General features: G+C 57.7%; 19 protein-coding genes, 2 tRNA genes and 1 other annotated feature. Of the genes, 8 read left to right on the forward strand and 13 right to left on the reverse strand.

Translation table 11 applies throughout. From position 1 onward, the window contains the following. Window positions 1-1,454 (forward strand): putative PEP-binding protein (locus tag E0L15_RS09705; protein WP_168125433.1); only part of this gene is annotated, 1,454 nt, incomplete at its 5' end. Window positions 1,455-1,539: 85 nt separating this feature from the next. Here the strand turns inward: E0L15_RS09705 and E0L15_RS09710 are convergent. The 4 genes from E0L15_RS09710 to E0L15_RS09725 all read right to left on the reverse strand — a co-directional run bounded on the left by E0L15_RS09710 (window position 1,540) and on the right by E0L15_RS09725 (window position 3,314). Beyond that, window positions 1,540-1,815 (reverse strand): hypothetical protein, encoded by a 276-nt coding sequence (locus tag E0L15_RS09710; protein WP_168125434.1) that lies wholly within the window; start codon window positions 1,813-1,815, stop codon window positions 1,540-1,542. A gap of 32 nt (window positions 1,816-1,847) precedes the next feature. Then, window positions 1,848-2,426, reverse strand: a complete 579-nt coding sequence (locus E0L15_RS09715; RefSeq protein ID WP_168125435.1) for a hypothetical protein — start codon at window positions 2,424-2,426, stop codon at window positions 1,848-1,850. Window positions 2,427-2,439: 13 nt separating this feature from the next. Continuing rightward, on the reverse strand, window positions 2,440-2,934 hold the full coding sequence (locus E0L15_RS09720) for a GNAT family N-acetyltransferase (protein ID WP_168125436.1): 495 nt from the start codon (window positions 2,932-2,934) through the stop codon (window positions 2,440-2,442). Window positions 2,935-3,071: 137 nt separating this feature from the next. Further along, on the reverse strand, window positions 3,072-3,314 hold the full coding sequence (locus E0L15_RS09725; RefSeq protein WP_168125437.1) for a helix-turn-helix transcriptional regulator: 243 nt from the start codon (window positions 3,312-3,314) through the stop codon (window positions 3,072-3,074). Between the two features lie 137 nt (window positions 3,315-3,451). On the opposite strand from E0L15_RS09725, the gene E0L15_RS09730 reads away from it, so the two are divergent. Next, on the forward strand, window positions 3,452-3,946 hold the full coding sequence (locus E0L15_RS09730; RefSeq protein WP_168125438.1) for an SLOG family protein: 495 nt from the start codon (window positions 3,452-3,454) through the stop codon (window positions 3,944-3,946). Between the two features lie 41 nt (window positions 3,947-3,987). Here E0L15_RS09730 and E0L15_RS09735 read toward each other — a convergent pair whose 3' ends face one another. From E0L15_RS09735 to E0L15_RS09760, 6 genes are all read right to left on the reverse strand, one after another. Continuing rightward, complete coding sequence (locus tag E0L15_RS09735; protein ID WP_168125439.1) at window positions 3,988-5,856, reverse strand: ABC transporter ATP-binding protein; 1,869 nt, start codon at window positions 5,854-5,856, stop codon at window positions 3,988-3,990. Continuing rightward, window positions 5,856-7,670: an ABC transporter ATP-binding protein gene (locus E0L15_RS09740; RefSeq protein WP_168125440.1), complete on the reverse strand. Its 1,815-nt coding sequence runs from the start codon at window positions 7,668-7,670 to the stop codon at window positions 5,856-5,858. The genes E0L15_RS09735 and E0L15_RS09740 overlap by 1 nt, the downstream gene beginning before the upstream one ends. 88 nt (window positions 7,671-7,758) lie before the next feature. After that, on the reverse strand, window positions 7,759-8,421 hold the full coding sequence (locus E0L15_RS09745) for an ATP-binding protein (protein ID WP_168125441.1): 663 nt from the start codon (window positions 8,419-8,421) through the stop codon (window positions 7,759-7,761). A 10-nt stretch (window positions 8,422-8,431) separates the two neighbouring features. Further along, on the reverse strand, window positions 8,432-9,130 hold the full coding sequence (locus tag E0L15_RS09750) for a LytTR family DNA-binding domain-containing protein (protein ID WP_168125442.1): 699 nt from the start codon (window positions 9,128-9,130) through the stop codon (window positions 8,432-8,434). A 24-nt stretch (window positions 9,131-9,154) separates the two neighbouring features. Continuing rightward, window positions 9,155-9,595 carry a GtrA family protein gene (locus E0L15_RS09755; protein WP_343219378.1) on the reverse strand — a complete coding sequence of 147 codons (441 nt, stop codon included), beginning with the start codon at window positions 9,593-9,595 and terminating at the stop codon, window positions 9,155-9,157. 68 nt (window positions 9,596-9,663) lie between these two features. Next, window positions 9,664-10,836, reverse strand: coding sequence for an FprA family A-type flavoprotein (locus E0L15_RS09760; protein ID WP_168125443.1), 1,173 nt, complete (start codon window positions 10,834-10,836; stop codon window positions 9,664-9,666). Between the two features lie 200 nt (window positions 10,837-11,036). Between E0L15_RS09760 and E0L15_RS09765 the strand changes: the two genes are divergently transcribed. After that, the gene (locus E0L15_RS09765; RefSeq protein WP_087369233.1) at window positions 11,037-11,873 is read left to right on the forward strand and encodes a DegV family protein; all 837 of its coding nucleotides are present in this window, start codon (window positions 11,037-11,039) and stop codon (window positions 11,871-11,873) included. A gap of 27 nt (window positions 11,874-11,900) precedes the next feature. Continuing rightward, the gene (locus E0L15_RS09770) at window positions 11,901-12,038 is read left to right on the forward strand and encodes a hypothetical protein (protein ID WP_168125444.1); all 138 of its coding nucleotides are present in this window, start codon (window positions 11,901-11,903) and stop codon (window positions 12,036-12,038) included. Window positions 12,039-12,170: 132 nt separating this feature from the next. On the opposite strand, the gene E0L15_RS09775 is transcribed toward E0L15_RS09770, so the two are convergent. Together E0L15_RS09775 and E0L15_RS09780 are read right to left on the reverse strand one after the other, a co-directional pair. After that, window positions 12,171-12,262 (reverse strand) — tRNA-Ser (locus tag E0L15_RS09775). Between the two features lie 27 nt (window positions 12,263-12,289). Continuing rightward, a tRNA-Ser gene (locus E0L15_RS09780) sits at window positions 12,290-12,376 on the reverse strand. Window positions 12,377-12,523: 147 nt separating this feature from the next. Beyond that, window positions 12,524-12,760 (forward strand) — a binding site (T-box leader). Between the two features lie 59 nt (window positions 12,761-12,819). Here E0L15_RS09780 and leuA point away from each other — a divergent pair. Then, a complete protein-coding gene (gene leuA, locus E0L15_RS09785) occupies window positions 12,820-14,520 on the forward strand; it encodes a 2-isopropylmalate synthase (protein WP_206020614.1) in 1,701 nt (566 codons plus the stop codon). 12 nt (window positions 14,521-14,532) lie between these two features. Continuing rightward, a complete protein-coding gene (gene proC / locus E0L15_RS09790) occupies window positions 14,533-15,348 on the forward strand; it encodes a pyrroline-5-carboxylate reductase (RefSeq protein WP_168125445.1) in 816 nt (271 codons plus the stop codon). 50 nt (window positions 15,349-15,398) lie between these two features. Here proC and E0L15_RS09795 read toward each other — a convergent pair whose 3' ends face one another. Further along, on the reverse strand, window positions 15,399-16,127 hold the full coding sequence (locus E0L15_RS09795; RefSeq protein WP_168125446.1) for a YebC/PmpR family DNA-binding transcriptional regulator: 729 nt from the start codon (window positions 16,125-16,127) through the stop codon (window positions 15,399-15,401). Window positions 16,128-16,552: 425 nt separating this feature from the next. Between E0L15_RS09795 and E0L15_RS09800 the strand changes: the two genes are divergently transcribed. Both E0L15_RS09800 and E0L15_RS09805 read left to right on the forward strand, forming a co-directional pair. Beyond that, the gene (locus tag E0L15_RS09800; RefSeq protein ID WP_168125447.1) at window positions 16,553-18,298 is read left to right on the forward strand and encodes an ABC transporter ATP-binding protein; all 1,746 of its coding nucleotides are present in this window, start codon (window positions 16,553-16,555) and stop codon (window positions 18,296-18,298) included. Next, the gene (locus tag E0L15_RS09805) at window positions 18,288-20,186 is read left to right on the forward strand and encodes an ABC transporter ATP-binding protein (RefSeq protein ID WP_087369236.1); all 1,899 of its coding nucleotides are present in this window, start codon (window positions 18,288-18,290) and stop codon (window positions 20,184-20,186) included. The genes E0L15_RS09800 and E0L15_RS09805 overlap by 11 nt, the downstream gene beginning before the upstream one ends. The last annotated feature ends 13 nt before the right edge of the window (window positions 20,187-20,199 follow it).

Raw genomic sequence — 20,199 nt, forward strand, 5'->3', positions numbered from 1 at the left:
GTCTACAGGGGCGCACCGCCTGTGGCCGTATCGTATTTACCGCCGAGGACGCCAAGGAGTGGGCCAACCGTGGTGAGCCCGTGATTTTGGTCCGTCTGGAGACCAGCCCCGAGGACATCGAAGGCATGGCCGCCTCCCAGGGCATTCTCACCGTCCGTGGCGGCATGACCTCCCACGCCGCCGTGGTGGCCCGTGGCATGGGCACCTGCTGCGTCTCTGGCTGTGGCGCCATTAAGATGGACGAGGCCAATCGTCAGTTTGAACTGGCTGGCCGTGTCTACAAGGAAGGCGACTGGCTGAGCCTGGACGGCTCCACCGGTAACATCTACGGCCAGCCTCTGCCCACTGTGGACGCCTCCATCGGCGGCGAGTTCGGGCGCATTATGGCATGGGCCGACAAGTATCGCAGTCTACAGGTGCGCACCAACGCCGACAACCCCAGAGACGCCCGTCAGGCCATGAAGTTTGGCGCCCAGGGCATCGGCCTGTGCCGTACCGAGCACATGTTCTTTGAGGGTGAGCGCATCTTGGCCATCCGGGAAATGATCTGCTCGGACACCACCGAGCAGCGGGAAAAGGCTCTGGCCAAGCTGGAGCCCATGCAGCAGGGCGACTTTGAGGCCATGTACGAGGCCATGGAGGGCAACCCCATCACCATCCGCTTCCTGGATCCCCCCCTCCACGAGTTCGTCCCCACCGACGAGCCGGACATCCAGCAGCTGGCCAACGCCATGTTCATGAGCGTGGCCGACGTCAAAGCCATCATCGCCAGCCTCCACGAGTTCAACCCCATGATGGGTCACCGTGGCTGCCGTCTGGCTGTCACCTATCCTGAGATCGCCCGGATGCAGACCCGCGCCGTCATCAAGGCCGCTCTGAACGTCCAGGCCAGACATCCCGAATGGACCATCGTGCCTGAGATTATGATCCCCCTGGTGGGCGAGGTCAAGGAGCTTGCCTACGTCAAGAGCGTCGTGGTGGAGACCGCCGACCAGCTCATCCGTGAGTCCGGCACCAACCTGGAGTACAAGGTGGGCACCATGATCGAGATCCCCAGAGCCGCCCTCACTGCCGACGAGATCGCCAAGGAGGCCGACTTCTTCTCCTTCGGTACCAACGACCTGACCCAGATGACCTTCGGCTTCTCCCGTGACGACGCCGGAAAGTTCCTGGAGTCCTACTACGACAAGAAGATTTACGAGTTCGATCCCTTCCAGCGCCTGGATCAAGTTGGTGTTGGCCGCCTGGTGGAGATGGCTGCCACTCTGGGCCGCAAGACCAAGCCCGGTCTGAAGCTGGGCGTGTGCGGCGAGCACGGCGGCGAGGCCTCCTCGGTGCAGTTCTTCCACAACGTGGGTCTGGACTATGTGTCTTGCTCCCCCTTCCGGGTGCCTATTGCCCGGCTGGCTGCGGCACAGGCGGCTATTAGACAACCCCGTGCAATGGACAAGTAAGCATATAACACTACTCTTTATCATATCCGCGCGAACAGGCGCATTGCCCTATGGCAGTGCGTCTGTTCTTTTGCCTTTTTCTCAATCATAGGTACACTTCAACAAACAAATCGTTCCAACTACTTCTGCGGAACTGGGGTGGAAGCTCATTTTCCTTGCGATATTGTCGAGCCATCTCAAAATCGATGGTAAAAGACAGCACCGGAGGGGATTCTGGATGGAGAAAGTCATAACGTCCTCGCTCCTGGATTTCTCCAAAATTCAGCTTCCAGCGATAGTGGTAGTCCTCCACCGGTGTCACCACCTCTACAAACTCTTCCACCAGCTCGTCGGAAATCTTTGGCGTTGATACATCCACCACTTGAGCGAGCTTCTTTTTGATCTGAGTCAGATCTAACTTAGGTGCTCCCCCACCTTCAACCGACGCATGTTCCAGCTGTCCTTGGAGCTTCTCCCGCTCTGCGGCAGTCTGAGCGTATAGGCGTATAGGTTTTGGTATTGCTCTCGCGTCAGTTCCCCATCCGCCCTCATTTGCCCCAAACTTAACATACCCTTGCGGAGATACCCCAGCTGATAGCAGAACAGATGATTTCGAGGATTAAAGACAAAGTCGGCGCTGTAACCCGGATAGTGACGCTCCAAATAGCGGAACATCTCTGCATAGGCACGGCGATCACGGGACAGACCCACAAGCATCTCCAAATATCGCTCCTCGGGCAAAACCAGAAATGTGAACAAGCCAATCAATTGCTCCCCCAGATACACGCCTAGGGCGCAGTGCTGATCTGGATGTTCCACACACTGAACCAGGTTTGTTTGGAATTGTTCCTCATTGGAGAGCATGGGGTCTGAAAAATGGGCATCCCCATGAAAGCCCCTGGCAAATTCCATGCACTCGTCCATAGTGCGGATGCTTCGTATCACGGGGCCTGTTTTTCTCTTGTCCCTGCCAATCTCAATGGGTGTGTTCATGGTGCGGTACTCCTCAGTCTTCTACACGAAATCGAAAGGTCACAGAATTCTGCCAGCTCTCCTCATTGCTCAGGTCCTCCCCCACCACACGACCCCCACAGCGATGATAAAAGGTCATGGCATGCACATTGTCCGGCTGGCATGCACAAGTGAAGGTAGAGACTCCCAGTGTCTGAAATACCTCTCGGATAAAGGCAAATGCACGGCGTCCTATTCCCTGCTGTTGGTACTCCTGCCGAAGGTATAGGGAGAGTAAGTGGGTAGGCTCAGATATGCGCAGGGTGATATAGCCAATGGGATGGTCTTCAAGTGCTATGAGATAAACCGCATAAGCCGGGCTTTTAATACGCTGGGCATCCTTTTGGGTATGCCATGCATAGTCAAATTGGTCGATCATGTCGTCAGGATAGATGCCCCGGTATGTGGTAGCCCAAATTTCTTGACGCAGTTTGGCTATGACCGTAGCGTCTTCCTCCTGTGCTCTGCGAAACACAGCGGTGGATTGCATAACCATCCCTCCTCGTCTCTCCATGGTTTCCACTATTTTATCAGACTCTCCCTTTCTACACAAGGTATCTCATACAAATGTTCTATACGCAAAAGACCGCAGGCTGTGCTCTTGGACTGGGCACAGCCTGCGGCCTTTTATTTAATTTCTTGCTCCAAGGCATCAAATTCCGGCGTGGAGAAAAACTCGCCCAAAGTAATGTCTAAACCATCACACAGCTTTTTGATGGTAACAGTTCCAGGATTCTTGCTTTCCCCATTTAGAATGCTTTTCACGGTCGCCTGAGAAACTCCCGCCAAGTTGCTCAAACCATTGGGCGTAATATCACGCTCCTTGCACAACTGGCGAATCCGAAAAACAATCACTTCCCGTGTGTCCATACAACTCTCCTCAGTGACATATCGTCCCGTCTATGATATGTCATTCGGAGTTTTATCATTAGTGATACTTCACTAATTTCAAAAATTATGTTATATTAGTGATATATCATTATGCAGTACAAAGAGGGGTAGTACATATGCTTAAATACACATGCTGTTTCACAGGTCACCGTCCCCAGTCCTTCCCATGGGGCTACAACGAAGAGGACCCCCGATGCGTCAACCTGAAACACCGACTCAAAGGAGAAATCCTATGCGCCATCCATGACCACGACATCCACTATTTTTTGTCCGGTATGGCCCAAGGGGTGGACACCTGGGCCGCTGAGATGGTGCTGGAACTGCAACGGGACTACTCCATCTCTCTGGAGTGCGTTCTGCCCTGCCGGGACCAGGCCAGCCACTGGCCTTATGAGAGCCGCCGCCGATATCGCTCCATCCTCCAGCGGTGTAACCAGGTCACTTTGCTCCAATCCCAGTACAGTCAGGATTGTTTCCAACGCCGCAATCAATACATGATCGACCGCAGCGGATTGGTCATTGCCGTATGGAACGGAACTCCCAGCGGAACCGGAAACACGGTACGGTACGCCAAAGCCAAGGGCAAGCTGGTATATACGCTCACACCATGATTTTGTGCAAAGCCCCCGGACGTGCTGTCCGGGGGCTTTCCTCATTGCTCTTGTTTTTGATAATACTGGGCTTGGGCCTGCCACAGCTGGGCGTACATGCCCTCTGCCTCCACCAGATGCTGGTGGCTGCCCTGCTGGACGATGTGGCCGTGGTCAAAGACCACGATGTCGTCGCAGAACTTGCAGGAGGAGAGACGGTGGCTGATATACACCGCCGTCTTATCCCCGGCGATCTGGTCGAACTTGGAGTACACCTCCGCCTCCGCAATGGGGTCCAGGGCGGCGGTGGGTTCGTCCAGGATGATAAAGGGTGCATCCTTGTAAAGGGCCCGGGCAATGGCGATCTTTTGGGCCTCGCCTCCGGAGACCTCCACCCCCTTCTTCTCCAGGTCCTTGTAGAGATAGGTGTCCAATCCCTGGTCCATCTTCTCTACCCGGTCCATGACCCCCGCCTGGGTGAGGCACTGGGCCACCCGCTCCCGGTCGTACTGGGTGCGTCCCGCCACATTCTGCCCCAAGGGCAGAGCCAGCAGGTGGAAGTCCTGGAATACCACTGAGAACAGGGCGATATAGTCGGGGTACTGGTATTTGCGGATGTCGATGCCGTTTAACAGGATTTCTCCCTCAGTGGGGTCGTAGAGACGGCACAGGAGCTTGATGAAGGTGGACTTGCCGCTGCCATTCTCCCCCACCACGGCCAGGCGGCTGCCCACCTGGAATTTCAGGTTCACATGGCGCAGGGCCCAGGCCTCACTGTCCGGGTAGCGGAAAGACACGTCCCGGAACTCCACCTGATAGTTGCGGTCGGAGCGTTTTTCTGTGGTGAGAGAGCCCTGGTACATCTGGTTTTCCACATCTAGGAATTCCAGACTTACCGACAGATACCGGGCGTTGCACTGGAGTTCCCCCAAGGTCTCCATCAGGCCAGCCACTCCGGCAAACAACGTCGTTACGGCACCCACATACTGGGTGATACCGTCTACCCCAAAGGCACCCGCCCAGGCTTTCAGGCACACATACAGGTAGACTACACCGGTGAGCAGGGCGGAAATGCCCTTGCCAGCTGCCGCCCATAGTCCCATGGGTCCTCTGCCCCACCGAGCCATTTGGGAATCCGTAGAGAAGGTGCCATGCTGCAAAAGATAAACCTGGCACACGTTGGGCTGTTGCTCATAGATACGCATATCCAGAGATCGTCTGGAGTGATTACAGTCAAAGCCAAATCGAGAAAAGATGCGGTTCCCCAGCCGCATTTCCTCTCCATTCATACCCCAGTAGGCATTGCTGCGGTTGGCACACACCGGAGAGAGGAAGGCCACCCCCAGCATCGCCGCCACCATGGCCACCAAGCACAGAGGATGATTCAAAAACGCCAGATTGTGGGTGGTGGGAATTTGTCGGGCCACCAATCCCACCGACAATATAGCCCCCACCACAACCTGCAAGGCATAGGTCAGGCCATCGGAGAAATATTTTAGAAGGTTGCACATGCCCCATCCGCCCCAGCGGAAATTCTGCCAAACTTGCTCGTACAAATCGTAAATTTCTTTTTTCTGAATAAGGGCATAGTCCAGGTCCATCATCTTATCCATATTCAGCTTATCATCCCAGACATAGGCCTGCTCCTTCTCCCAAGTGACCCAACGAGAAAGGGCCCCTCCCAGAAGTAACAAGCCAGCGGTAACGCCCAACAATAGGCCCACCCACCATGTCAACACCTGAGGGTCCCGTCCTTGGGACAGCTCTCCGATGATGCGGGCGGAAAAATAAATGGTGGTATACGGAGTCACCGCCTTGACCACCGACGACAGAGCCATGGATACCAGGAGTGTGGGGCGCAGCTTCCACCAGATGCGCCACCCTCGCAGGGTCAGGCGCAGGCTTTCTCCCCAAGACTTATTTTTCTCCATCAAAACTCCCCTCCTTCCTGGTAATATCGGCTCTGCACCTCAAAGAGTCTGGCGTACCCGCCGCCCAAATCCAGCAGGGACTGATGGGTGCCCTCCTCTGCAATGCGCCCCTGTTCCATATACAAAATACGATCACAGAACCGGGTGGAGGCCAGACGGTGGGAGATGAACAGGGAGCTTTTCCCTTGAGTCATGGAATTGTATTTCATGTAGATGTCGTGCTCGGCCAGGGGGTCCAAAGCTGCCGTGGGCTCGTCCAGCACCACCACCGGGGCGTCCCGGTACAGGGCCCGGGCCAGCATCAGCCGCTGCATCTGTCCTCCGGACAGCTCCACCCCATCTTCAAAGACATTGCGGGTCACGGGGGTGTCCATCCCCCGGGGCAGAGCTTCCACCGCCTGGGTCAGCCCCGCCTGCTCCAGGCACTTCGCCACCCGCTCCCGGTCGATGTCCTCCACACGCTGGGCCACATTCACCGCCACGCTGGTGTCCAGCACAGAAAACTCCTGGAACACCGCAGAAAACAGGTGGTAGTATTCTCTGCGGTTGTAGGTGCGGATGTCCACCCCGTTGAGGCGAACACTCCCCTGGGTGGGGTCCAGGAAGCCGCACAGCAGCTTGACCAAGGTGGTCTTACCCGCTCCATTGAGGCCCACAATGGCCACCTTTTCCCCGGGATGAAGAGTAAAAGACAGGTCGGTGATGGTGTCCTTCTCGGCCCCGGGATAGCGGTAGGACACATGGTCCAGCAGAATCTCGCACTCCTTCAAACCTTGGGGCAGCGGCGCTCCCTCCTCAAATGCAAAGGGCTCTGGCCACTCCAAAAACTCCCGCAGGGTGGACAGCTCCAGACTCTGGCGATGGAGGGTGGAGAACTGCTCCATAATGCCCTTCACCCACTGAGTAAAACCGCTGATGGCAGCAAAGTACAACAAGAACTGGGAGGCGGGCAGTCCCTGGGTCAAGGTCAGCCAGATGAGATAAGCATAGGCCCCCCCGTTGCGCAGCAGGGTGAGCAAAGCATCCACCACATAGACCAAAAAGTACACCCGCTCCCGCCGGGTCAAAAAGGCCTGGTAGGCGCGCATGGCACTTCCCCACACCTCGTCCAGCCAGGGTCGCAAGCCGAATATCCGAATATCCTGGGCATATTCCCGCTTGGTTGCCACATCTTTGGCATAATTAATGGTTTTCAGGCTGGCCGCCCGCTCCTCCCGGTGGCGATAGCCCCAGCCCTCCAAGTGCTGGCTGACCATAAATCCCACTGCTGTGGTGAGCACCACCAGAGTCACCATCCAGCCGTTGAGACCTGAGAGCAACAGCAGATACACCACAAACCCCAGCACATTGGTCAAAATATCCGTCCAGGTAGTCCAGATGGCCTCCGCTGCATCCGCATTGCCGTCAGTGGTGCGATAGGCCAAATTTTCATACTGTCTGAATTTGGTGTCCAATAGGTTTACATAGGACGTTCCCGTCACCTTACGGGAAACCCTACCCACAATGACCTCCCGTACCTCCACTCTACCAAAGACAGCATTGGTGTTGAAGTAGCTCTTTCCACCCCACAGCAGCAACAGGGCCAGGGTAAACACCCCGATGGTGGCCAGCAGCTGAGAAAGCGGCACATGCCCCTCCACCTGGCCCAGCACCACGGGGACAAAGAGCATTTCCACTATGGTAGCCCCGGCGGTGGCCACCGCCAACAGCAGGCAGATGAGCAATACCGAGGGGCAGTTGTCCCACGCCGCCTTGACAAAGTAGGCGGTATTCTGCCACATATTGTATGTGGGCTTTTTCTTCTTCTCCTTCATGTTCTCACCTCACTGGTACCCTATCACAAAAATTCGCCCCCGGAGTGATCCGGGGACGAACGGCAAATCTGGGGTGCTGAATTGCACCTCACAGCTGTGGAATTAAAATCTCGGTGGTAAAGGCCCCCGCCTCACTGTTGCGGCTGAGGTAGCCGTCCAGGCGCTCCACAATGTCATCCATGCGCACCAATCCGAAGCCGTGGCCCTCCCCCTTGGTGGTGCGAAAGCCCTTGCCCACCTTGGAAAGCTTGCCCGTGGCAGTGAAGTTGGTAAAGGAGATGTAGAGCTGGGTGCCCTTCATGTCCATATACACCCGGATGAGCCGCTCCTGGGGGGGCAGAGCCAGGCTGGCCTCCATGGCGTTGTCAAAGAGGTTGCCCAGGATGACGCACAGGTCCAGCTCGGACATGGTGAGTTTCACCGGGATGTGGGCGTCCACATGCACTGGGATGTCCCGGGCCTTGGCCAGAGAAATCTTACTGTTCAAAATGGCGTCTGCCATGGCGTTACCCGTCTTCACCACCGTGTCCACGGTGTTCAGGTCCGTGTCCAGCAGATCCAGATAGGACCGGATGGCCTCCAAATCCCCCTGGGCGGCGTAGGCCTTCATGGTCTGGATGTGGTTGCGGTAGTCGTGCCGCCAGCCCCGCATCTGCCGGTACATGTTCTCCACCTCTTGGTAGTGGGTGTCCAGCAGCTCCCGCTGGTAGTTCTCCATCTTCTCATTCACCCGTTTGGATAGAAAACCCATGGTGACCTCCTCAACTGTGGGCGATGATGGCCCGGTTCAGCCCCTCATAGGCGCCCCGGGGCAAGGGCAGCACGCTGCCGTCGGAGAGTACCACCTGGGTTTTGGTCACCCGGCGCACCACCTCCAGATTCACCACCATGGAGCGGCCCAGGCGGTGGAACCGCCCGTCCAGGGCCTCCTCCAGGCGGCTGAGGGTGGACTTGGTGGTATAGTCTCCCTTGGCGTGTACCGTCACATAGTTGCGGCACACCTCCAGGTAGCGAATCTCCCCCAGGGGAATGCGCACCATCTCGCCCCCCTGCTCCAGGGTCAGCGCCCGCTCCCGGCGGCGTACCTTGTCCACCGCCCGGTCCAGTACCGCCCGCAGCTTGTCCCCGTTTACAGGTTTGAGCAGGTAGTGGAGGGCTGCCACCTCGTACCCTTCGGCGATATAGTCGGAGTACCCGGTGATAAAGACGATCTGGACGTCCTGATTGTCCCGGCGAATCTCCTTGGCCATGGTCACTCCGTCCAACTGGCCCATCTCAATATCCAAGAGGAGGAGGTCGAACCGCTTTTCCTCAGCGTAGCGGAACAAAAAGCTCTCTGCCGACGGGAACCGCTCCACATGGAGGGCAAGGTCCCGCTCCTGGGCCCAGGCAGACAGAAAGGTCTCCACATAGGCGGCGTCGGTCTGGCTGTCGTCACAGATGCCCACCCGCAGTTCCATGTTCCATTCCCTCCTCTGGTTTTCTTACTGGTTCTTCTCGGTGCTGCGGAAGGCAAAGAACCGCTGTCCGGCGTAGTTGAGCACCACGAACAGGCCTGCGCCCACCAGCATGGTCAGGTTGCCCTGCATCTGCTGGCTCAGCGGCATACCGGACAGGACCACTGCCACCGCAGGCTTGGCAATGCCATAGGCCAGCACCCAGCACACAGCAATGCTCAGCACAAATCGGCCCACCACCTTCCAGCCTCGCTCGGCATTGCGGAAGGTAAAGTGTTTATTGAGGAAGTAGCTGACCACGCTGCCCACAATGTAGTTGGCGGCCGAGGACAGCCAGTAGCCCAGGTCTCCCCAGGTGTGCAGTCCGGCCAGGTTGTACAGGGCGAACATCACCCCGAACCCCACCGCCGTATTGAGAACGCCCACCATCAAAAAGCGGACAAAGGTCCCTTCAAACAGTTTCTTCACAAAATACGCTCCTTTGGTGCAAAAAAAGGGCAAGCACCGGGCTTGCCCCTTTTCTGACGTGATTGAGATTAGTCCAGAGTGGCCTTGACCGCCTTGGCCAGCTCACCCAGAGCAGCGCGGCTGGTGTCATCCAGAGCGGAACGGATGGTGACCACCTGGTCCATCACGGTGATGTTCTTCAGCTGGTCCAGAGCGGCCCGCATCTCCTTGGCGGCCAGAGGAGCCCAAGTGCCGTTCTCCACCAGAGCCACGGTGCGGTTCTGGAAGGCCTTGGTCTTCAGGCGATAGAGGAAGGTAGCCATGGGAGTGAAGACGAAGTTGTCATAGGTAGCAGCAGCCAGCACCAGGTTGGTGTACTGGAAGGCCTTGGCCACAGCCTTGGCCCAATCCTCACGGGTCAGGTCGATGGCTTCCACCTTCACACCCTCAGCTTTCAGCATCTCCACCAGCTCCAGAGCGGCCTTGGCGGTGTTGCCGTGGATGGAGGCATAAGCCACCAGCACGCCCTTCTCCTCGGGCTGATAGGTGCTCCACTGGGTGTACTTCTCCAGAGCCAGGCCGATGGCGTCTCCGGTGAGCACAGGACCATGGAGGGGAGCCACCACGGCGATGTCCAGACCGGCGGCCTTCTTCAGCAGGGCCTGCACCTGGGGGCCAAACTTGCCCACGATGTTCAGATAGTAGCGGCGGGCCTCTTCCACCCACTCAGTCTCGGGGTTGCCATCGCCAAAGCGTCCGAAGCCATCGGCGGAGAACAGCACCTTCTCCTTGGCCTCATAGGACACCATGGCCTCAGGCCAGTGCACCATGGGTGCCATAACGAAGGTGAGGCTGTGCTCGCCCAGCTCCACCACGTCGCCCTCCTTGACCACCACAGCCCGGTCGGTGTAATCCACACCAGTGAACTGCTTGAGCATGGGAAAGGTCTTGGCGTTGCCAATGAGCTTCATCTGGGGATAACGCTGAGCCACTTGGGCCACACTACCAGCGTGGTCGGGCTCCATGTGATGCACCACCAGGTAGTCGGGCTGACGATCGCCCAGCACCTCGTCCAGGTTGGCCAGCCACTCCTGGGTCTTGCGGGGGTCCACGGTGTCCAGAATGGCCACCTTCTCGTCCACGATCACATAGGAGTTGTAGGTAACGCCCTGGGGCACTACATACTGGCTTTCAAACAGGTCAATGTCGGGATCATAGCAGCCGACCCGATAAATAGATGTCGAATTGAGCAGTTGATTCACAGTGATCACACCTCTCTTTATATATCCCCACTATTTTACTATGAGTTGATACTACCGTCAAGGAACTTTTTCTACAATTTCACTTGATACGATTATTTCCAATTTGTAAATCCTTCCTTTCCCCACCCCTTCTTTCCTTGACTTTACAGATTGGGTCTGCTAGAATTTAATTGCAAAAATGATATTAGGGGTTTTTGTTTATGAGTTTTAAAATTATTGTCGATAGCTGCTGCGACCTCAGCCCCGAATTGCTCCGGTCCGGCATTTTCCATAGTGTTCCCCTGACCATATATGTGGGCGAGAACGAGTTCCGGGATGATGACACCTTGGTACCTCAGACCCTGGTGGATGCCATGGCCATGTGCCAGGAGGCCTCCCACACCGCCTGTCCCTCTCCGGCGGACTATCTGGATGCCTTTGAGGCGGTGGATGGAGACATTTATGTGGTCACCCTCTCCGCTCTGCTCTCCGGCTCCCACAACAGCGCATGGCAGGCCGCCCAGATGTTTGTGGAGGAGCACCCCGAGCGCAACATCCGGGTGTTTAACTCCTGCTCTGCCTCCTCTGGAGAAACCCTCATCGCTCTGAAAATCTCCGAACTGGCCTCTTCCGGCATGCCCTTTGCCCAAGTGGTGGCCCAGGTGGAAAAGTATATCACCGAGATGAACACCCTGTTCGTGCTGGAAAACCTGGACATGCTGCGCAAGGCCGGACGTTTGACCCGGGTGCAGTCTCTGGTCACTGGAGCGCTGCGGGTGAAGCTGGTGATGGGCTCCACCCCTCAGGGCGAGATCAAGAAGCACACCCAGGCCCTGTCCATCAAACAGGCGCTGAACAAGCTGGTGGACATTGTGGCCGCCGACGAAAATCACAAGGGCAAGCTGCTGTGCATTGCCCACTGCCTGTGCCGGGAGCGGGCGGAATACCTGCGCATGATGATTCTCAAGACCTGCGAGGTCTCCGACGTGCTCATCACAGAGACCCGGGGCATCAGCTCCTTCTACGCCAACAACGGCGGCGTGGTGGTGGCCTACTAATCCCCAGAAGAGAAAGGAGCGTTTCCCATGGAGCAGCCGTCCAAGCGTGACCAGCGGCGCGCCCTGTTCTTCCGCCGCTGGCTGTACTGGGTGCTCATCACCACCCTGGTGCTGTGTGTCATTGGATTGGGGGTCAATGTGGCGGAGTGGCTGGGGATTCTGTGACAGAACCCAACCTTTCATTTCCTATCCTATAAATAAAAATATCCCTGTGACTTGGATGTCACAGGGATTCTTTTTTGAAATGTAATGTAAAGAGAAAATAGAAATCCCGAACGCGTTTGCGTTCGGGATTTCTGGCGCGGAAGGAGGGATTTGAACCCTCGCGCGGCTTTGGACCGCCTACTCCCTTAGCAGGGGAGCCCCTTCGGCCTCTTGGGTACTTCCGCAGACCGAATAAAAAGAAGATATAAAATTGGCGGAGAGGGTGGGATTCGAACCCACGGCCCTTTCGAGTCACTAGTTTTCAAGACTAGCTCCTTAAACCACTCGGACACCTCTCCATGACGGAGCTTGCAGCCCAAATGCAAGAGTTATCTTACCATAGGGTTCCCATTCTGTCAAGACATTTTTCACAATTTCTTCCCCCTCTTTTTCCCCATCCTTTGTTCCTTGACAAACACGCTTTGTTCCGCTAAAATATCACCAAGTAAAAGGCGACGATGGGAAGAAGACACAGTCGAGATCCTTCAGAGAGCCGATGGGTGGTGCAAATCGGTGGATGTCCCTGTGTGTATACTGGACCCGGAGCTGCCGTCCTGAACCTCCATGCAGTAAGGGCGGACGGGTGATCCCGTTACAGGTCGAGGCCTTGTTGGAGGCCGTGAGCGCCCACGGGTGACCGTGGACGGAATTAGGGTGGTACCGCGTATTTTTACGCCCCTGACAGTTTGTGTCGGGGGCGTTTTTTTCATCCCCCGCATCGGAATAAAGGAGGAACTTCCCCATGAATTTGAAACCAGGCTTTCAGAAGTATATCCCCTTCCAGCCCCAGCCCATCACCAACCGCACCTGGCCGGACAAAGTGCTGACCCAGCCTCCTGTCTGGTGCTCGGTGGACCTGCGGGACGGAAACCAGGCCCTCATTGACCCCATGAACCTCCAGGAGAAGCTGGAATACTTCCACACCCTGCTGGACATTGGCGTCAAAGAAATTGAGATTGGCTTCCCCTCCGCCTCCGAGACCGAGTATGAGATCTGTCGGGAGCTCATCGAGGGCGGCCACATCCCCGACGACGTCACCATTCAGGTACTGGTGCAAGCCCGGGAACACCTCATCCGCCGCACCTTTGAGGCCATCCGTGGGGCCAAGAACGTGATTCTCCACTTCTATAACTCCACCTCTACCCTACAGCGCAAGGTGGTGTTCGGTATGGACTGCGACGGCATCACCAAGATCGCCACTGACGCCGCCGACCTCATCTATGAAATGGCTCAGCCCGTCATTGAGGGTGGAACCAACCTGCGCTTTGAGTACTCCCCCGAGTCCTTTATGGGCACCGAGATGGACTACGCCGTGGAAATCTGCGCCGCCGTGCTGGACCGCCTCCACGCCACCGCGGAGAACCCCGTCATTTTGAACCTGCCCACCACCGTGGAAAACTGCATGCCCAACCAGTTTGCCGACATGCTGGAGTACTTCATTCGCAACCTGCCCGGCCGGGAGCGGGCCATCATCTCCCTCCATCCCCACAACGACCGTGGCACCGGCGTGGCCACCACCGAGCTGGGCCTGCTGGCGGGCGCTGACCGCGTGGAGGCCACCCTCTTCGGCAACGGCGAGCGCACCGGCAACGTGGACATGGTCACCCTGGCCATGAACATGTGGACCCAGGGCATTGACCCCAAGCTGGACTTCCACAACATCAACAAAATCCGGGACATGTACGAGCGGTGCACCAAGATGAAGATCGGGGAACGCCAGCCCTACGTGGGCGAGCTGGTGTTCACCGCCTTCTCCGGCAGCCACCAGGACGCCATCAACAAGGGCTTCCACTACATGCAGGACAGCGGCACCGACATGTGGGAGGTGCCCTATCTGCCCATCGACCCCGCCGACGTGGGACGGGAGTACGAGCCCATCATCCGCATCAATTCCCAGTCCGGCAAGGGCGGCGCCGCCTTTGTCATGCAGCAGAACTTCGGCTATGATCTGCCCCGTGCCATGCACGCCGAGTTCGGCGCCGTGGTGCAAAAGGAGTCCGACCGGGTGGGCAAGGAGCTCAAGCCCGAGCAGATCTTCCAGCTCTTCGACCAGGAGTACCTGTCCGTGCCCAAGACCTATCAGCTGGAGCGCCACAGCTTCCAGGAGGACGCCCGCCACGGGGACGCCAGCCAGGTGGAGTTTGTGGGCGAAGTGAGCTACAAGGGCCACGCCATGGAGGTCTGGGGCGAAGGCAACGGCCCCATCGACGCCTTCTTCAACGCCCTGCACAACCTGCCTGAGGCCCCCATTGACGGCTATCAGTTTGTGGACTACAAGGAGCACGCCATCTCCTCCGGCTCGGACACCCAGGCCGTGTGTTACATCCACCTGAAGGCCCCCAACGGTCAGGATGTGTTCGGCGTAGGCAAGAGCCACAACATCAGCCGGGCCTCCCTGCGGGCCATTCTCTGCGCCATCAACCGCTCTCTGCGGCAAGCCTAAGGAGGGGTTTATATGTCTCGTGTCGCTTTTATCGGCTGCGGAAATATGGGCTCCGCCCTGGCCCGGGCCGCCTGTGCCAGCGTGGGACCGGACCAGGTCTATCTGGCTAACCGCACCTATGCCAAAGCGGAGGCCTTGGCCCAGGAACTGGGCTGCCACGCCTTCCACGACAACGTCCAGGCCTTTGAAGAGGCCGATTACCTCTTTCTCTGCGTCAAGCCCCACCTCTTGTCTGGGGTGTTGGCGGAGCTAGGCCCCAGTCTGGAGCGCTGCCCCACCAAAGTGCTCATCTCGGTGGCAGCTGGGGTAACTCTGGACACTCTTCGCTCCTTCCTTCCGGCCAAAGCCCAGGACGCCCCCCTGCTCCGACTGATGCCAAACACCTGCGTGGAGATCGGTCAAGGCATGTCCGCTCTGTGCGCCGCCCCCTCCGCCCAGCCCCACCACATCCAAGCGGTGCAGGAAATTCTCGCCCGCTCCGGGCGGGTAGACCTCATGGACGAGGCCCACATGGACGCCTTTACCTCGGTGGCCGGATGCGGTCCCGCCTACGTCTACCCCTTCCTTGAGGCCCTGGCCGACGGCGGGGTCATGGTAGGTCTGCCCCGGAAGCAGGCCATGGAGTACGCCGCCCAGATGCTGATGGGGGCCGCCGCCATGGTGCTGGAGTCCGGGCAACATCCCGGAGCCCTCAAAGACGCCGTGTGCTCCCCCGGCGGTTCCACCATTGCCGGTGTCGCCGCCCTGGAGGCCAACGGCCTGCGCCACGCCGCCATTCAGGCCGTGCTGGCCGCCTATGAAAAGAACAAGCAACTAGGCAAACAATAAATGAAATACGCCCCCTCCGGCGATGCCGGAGGGGGCGTTGGCGTTTGGTTTTATTCCTGCTCCCAGTTGTGGTAGATGTTCTGAATGTCGTCGTTGTCCTCCATGATATCGATCATCTTCTCCATGTTCTGGATGTCCTTGGGATCGGTGAGGGTGACGTAGTTCTGGGGCACCATCTCCACCTTGGCGGAGGCGAAGGTGTAGCCCTTTTCCTCCATAGCAGCCACCACGGTGGCGAAGGAGTCGGGATCGGTGTAGATGGTGAAGCACTCCTCTTCGGGCTCGAAGTCAGCAGCGCCGCAGTCCAGAGCGTCCATCATCACCACGTCCTCGTCCAGGTCCTCCCGCTCGATGATGAGCACGCCCTTCTGGTCAAAGGACCAGGACACGCAGCCGGTGGCACCCAGGTTGCCGCCGAACTTGTCGAAGTAGTGACGGACCTCGGAGGCAGTGCGGTTACGGTTGTCGGTGAGGGCCTCCACGATGACAGCTACGCCGCAGGGACCGTATCCCTCATAGGTAATGGCCTCGTAGTCGTTGGAGTTGCCGGAGCCCAGGGCCTTCTCAATGGTGCGCTTGATGTTGTCGTTGGGCATGTTGGCCGCTCTGGCCTTGGCAATGACGGTGGCCAGACGGGAGTTGTTGTTGGGATCGCCGCTGCCGCCGGTCTTCACAGCCACGATCAGCTCACGGGCGATCTTGGTAAAGGTCTGAGAGCGCTTGGCGTCTGCCGCGCCCTTGGTCTTCTGAATGTTATGCCACTTGGAATGTCCGGACATGAAAAAATCGTTCCCTTCGTTCTATAGATTCCACACTGCCTGTGGCACAGGCAGTTTTTCACATTTACAGGTTAGTATACCATGCCATTCTCCTTTTTTCAACCCTCTGCCCCCTGGCTCAGGGATTTTTCCTCCGATTCTGAAAAATTCTCTTGACACTCTAATCGGTACGTGGTATAGTTGTCCCATAGTTAGCTATTGCTAACTTGCAGAATCTCCTTCCTCCATGTTTCGAACCAAAGAGCTTGGGCAGCCCGCACCAGAAGTGCGGGCTGCCCTCTTTTTTCATAGTTTTTTCGCATGAGTTCTCAATTTTTCTCCAGTTTTTTGTAACAGTTGACGCTTTCCTATTTTTTATAAAATGTGTATACTGGATTACGTGTTTTTTTCCATTCGAAAATTTTTAAGAAAAGGAGAATCGGAGTATGATCAGGCTTCTGGCAAAATCCATCCGGGAGTACAAACGGGACGCCCTATTGACCCCCCTGTTTGTCACTCTGGAAGTCATCATCGAATGTATCATCCCCTTCCTCACCGCCAATCTGGTTTTGGAAATCCAAAATGGCTGTGAGCTGTCCACCATCGTCCGCTACGGTGTGATTCTCATGGTGTTGGCTGGCTTTTCCCTGTTCTTTGGACGGATTGCAGGCACCACCGCCGCATCCGCATCCGCCGGCTATGCCCGGAATCTGCGACGGGATATGTTCTACAACATTCAGAACTTCTCCTTTGCCAACATTGACCGCTTTTCCACCTCTTCTCTGGTCACCCGTATGACCACCGACGTGACCAATGTGCAGATGGCCTTTATGATGATCATCCGGGGCGCTATTCGCTTCCCCCTGATGCTGGTCTTTTCCTTTATCATGGCCTACATCATGGGCGGCTCCATGGCCTTCATCTTCCTGTTCACCATCCCGGTGCTGGCCATCGGTCTGGCGGTTATCATCTGCAAGGTACATCCCCTGTTTGTCAAGGTGTTCCGCAAGTACGACACCCTGAACAACTCCATCCAGGAGAACGTGCAGGCCATGCGGGTGGTAAAGAGCTACGTCCGGGAGGACTTTGAGAAGGAGAAGTTCTCCACCGCCGCTGAAGATGTGTGCCGGGACTTCACCCGGGCCGAGCGCATCATGGCCTTTAACTCCCCCCTGATGCAGTTCTGCCTCTACTCCGCCACCTGCCTCATCCTGGGGCTGGGTGCCTACTTCATCATCAGCACCCAGGGCGTGGCCCTCACCGTGGGCAAGCTGTCCTCCCTGTTTGTGTACAGCTTTCAGATTCTGGTGAGCTTGATGATGCTGTCCATGGTGTTCGTGATGATCACCATCTCCGCTGAGTCCGCCCACCGTATTGTGGAGGTGCTCCAGGAGCGCAGCACCATCACCAGCCCCGACAACGCTGTGATGGACGTCAAGGACGGCTCCATCGACTTTGACGGGGTGGACTTCAAGTACTCCGCCGACGCCGAGCGGGACGCCCTGTCCCAGATTGACCTGCACATTCGCTCCGGCGAGACCGTGGGCATTCTGGGCGGCACCGGCTCCTCCAAGTCCTCCCTCATCCAGCTCATTCCCCGTCTGTACGATGCCACGGAAGGTACCGTACGGGTGGGCGGCGTGGATGTACGGGACTACGACCTGGATAGCCTGCGCAACGCCGTGTCTGTGGTGCTGCAAAAGAACGTGCTCTTCTCCGGCACCATCAAGGAGAACCTGCGCTGGGGCAACCCCGACGCCACCGACGAGGAGATCATGGAGGCCTGCCGTCTGGCTCAGGCCGACGAGTTCATCCAGCTCTTCCCCGACAAGTACGACACCTACCTGGAGCGAGGCGGTGTCAACGTCTCCGGCGGCCAGAAGCAGCGTCTGTGCATTGCCCGGGCCCTGCTGAAAAAGCCCAAGATTCTCATTCTGGACGACTCCACCTCCGCTGTGGACACCAAGACCGACGCCCTCATCCGCAAGGCCTTCCGGGAGTTCATCCCCGACACCACCAAAATCATTGTGGCCCAGCGTGTGGCCTCGGTGCAGGAGGCAGACCGCATCCTCATCATGGACGGCGGCCGCATCGTGGCCATGGGTACCCATGAGGAGCTGCTGAAGAGCAGCCCCATCTACCAGGAAGTCTACGAGTCTCAGAACAAAGGAGGTCAGGAAGATGAAGCCTAATGTCCCCGTCAATCGCAAAGGCACCTTTGTTCGCCTGCTGCGCACCCTCTTTGAGTTTTTCCCGGTGCTGATGCCCGTGGCTCTGGTGTGTATCCTGTTCAGTGCCATCGTGGGCAGCCTTCCCACCGTGTTCATGCAGAAGATCATCGCCGTCATCGAGACCAACTGGCAGACCGGTGACTGGGCCGCTGCTGCCCCCCAGATTCTGCGGTTGGTGGCCATTCTGGCCACCATGTACGGCCTGGCCCTCATCTCCACCATCGTGTGGACCCAGCTGATGGCCATCATCACCCAGGGCCTGCTGAAAAAGCTGCGAGTGAAGATGTTCGACGGCATGCAGAACCTGCCCCTGCGCTACTTTGACACCAACGACCACGGCGATATCATGAGCCACTACACCAACGACATCGACACCCTGCGCCAGATGGTAGCCCAGAGCTTCCCTCAGCTACTGTCCATGTTCGTCACCATTCTGGCCGTGCTGGTGATCATGCTCTACTACAGCTTCTGGCTGAGCCTGGTGATTCTCCTGGGCTCCCTGGTGATGGTGAAGTTCACCCGCTCCATCGGCGGCAAGTCCGCCACCTTCTTCCAGCGGCAGCAGAAGTCCCTGGGTAAGGTGGAGGGTTTCGTGGAGGAGCTCATGGACGGCCAGAAGGTGGTCAAGGTGTTCTGTCACGAGTCCGAGACCTGCGCCGACTTCGACCGGCTCAACGACGCCCTCATGTCCGACTCCAAGCAGGCCAACACCTACGCCAACACCCTCATGCCCATCCTCATGAACACCGGCAACTTCATCTATGCCCTGGTGGCCATTGTGGGCGGCATTCTCCTCATCACCCATGCCCCCAACCTGAGCTTTTCCGGCATGGCCTTCAGCATCAGCATCACCGTTCCCTTCCTCAACATGACCCGTCAGTTCACCGGTACCATTGGCCAGGTGTCTCAGCAGATCAACCTGGTGGTCATGGGTATGGCCGGTGCACAGCGTATCTTTGAGCTGATGGACGAGGAGCCCGAGGTGGACCAGGGCAATGTAACTCTGGTGAACGTCCAGGAGCAGAAGGACGGCTCCCTGAAAGAGGTGCCCTACCGCAGCAACGTCTGGGCCTGGAAAGTGCCTCAGGAGGACGGCTCCTTCCACTACACCCGCCTCACCGGCGACGTGCGCTTTGAGCACGTGGACTTCGGCTATGTGCCCGAGAAGACTGTGCTCCACGACATCTCCCTTTTCGCCAAGCCCGGCCAGAAGGTGGCCTTCGTGGGCGCCACTGGCGCTGGTAAGACCACCATCACCAACCTCATCAACCGCTTCTACGACATCCACAACGGCCGCATCCTCTACGATGGCATCGACATCATGACCATCCGCAAGGCAGACCTGCGCCGCTCCCTGGGTATCGTGCTCCAGGACACCAACCTGTTCACCGGTACCGTCATGGACAACATTCGCTATGGTCAGCTGGAGGCCACCGACGAAGAGTGTATCGCCGCCGCCAAGCTGGCAGGCGCCCACGACTTCATCACCCGCCTGCCCCACGGCTACCAGACCATGCTCACCAGCAACGGCGCCAACCTCTCCCAGGGCCAGCGCCAGCTGCTGGCCATCGCCCGGGCCGCCGTGGCCGATCCCCCCGTCATGATCATGGACGAGGCCACCTCCTCCATCGACACCCGCACCGAGGCCATTGTCCAAAAGGGTATGGACGCCCTGATGTATGGCCGCACCGTGTTTGTCATCGCCCACCGCCTCTCCACCGTGAAGAACTCCAACGCCATCATGGTGCTGGAGCAGGGCCACATCATCGAGCGAGGCAGCCACGACGAACTCATCGCCCAGAAGGGCAAGTACTACCAGCTGTACACTGGAGCCTTTGAGCTGGAATAAGGCCTACACAAGC

Source organism: Pseudoflavonifractor sp. SW1122, from assembly GCF_012027765.1.
Taxonomy (GTDB): Bacteria; Bacillota; Clostridia; order Oscillospirales; family Oscillospiraceae; genus Enterenecus; species Enterenecus faecium.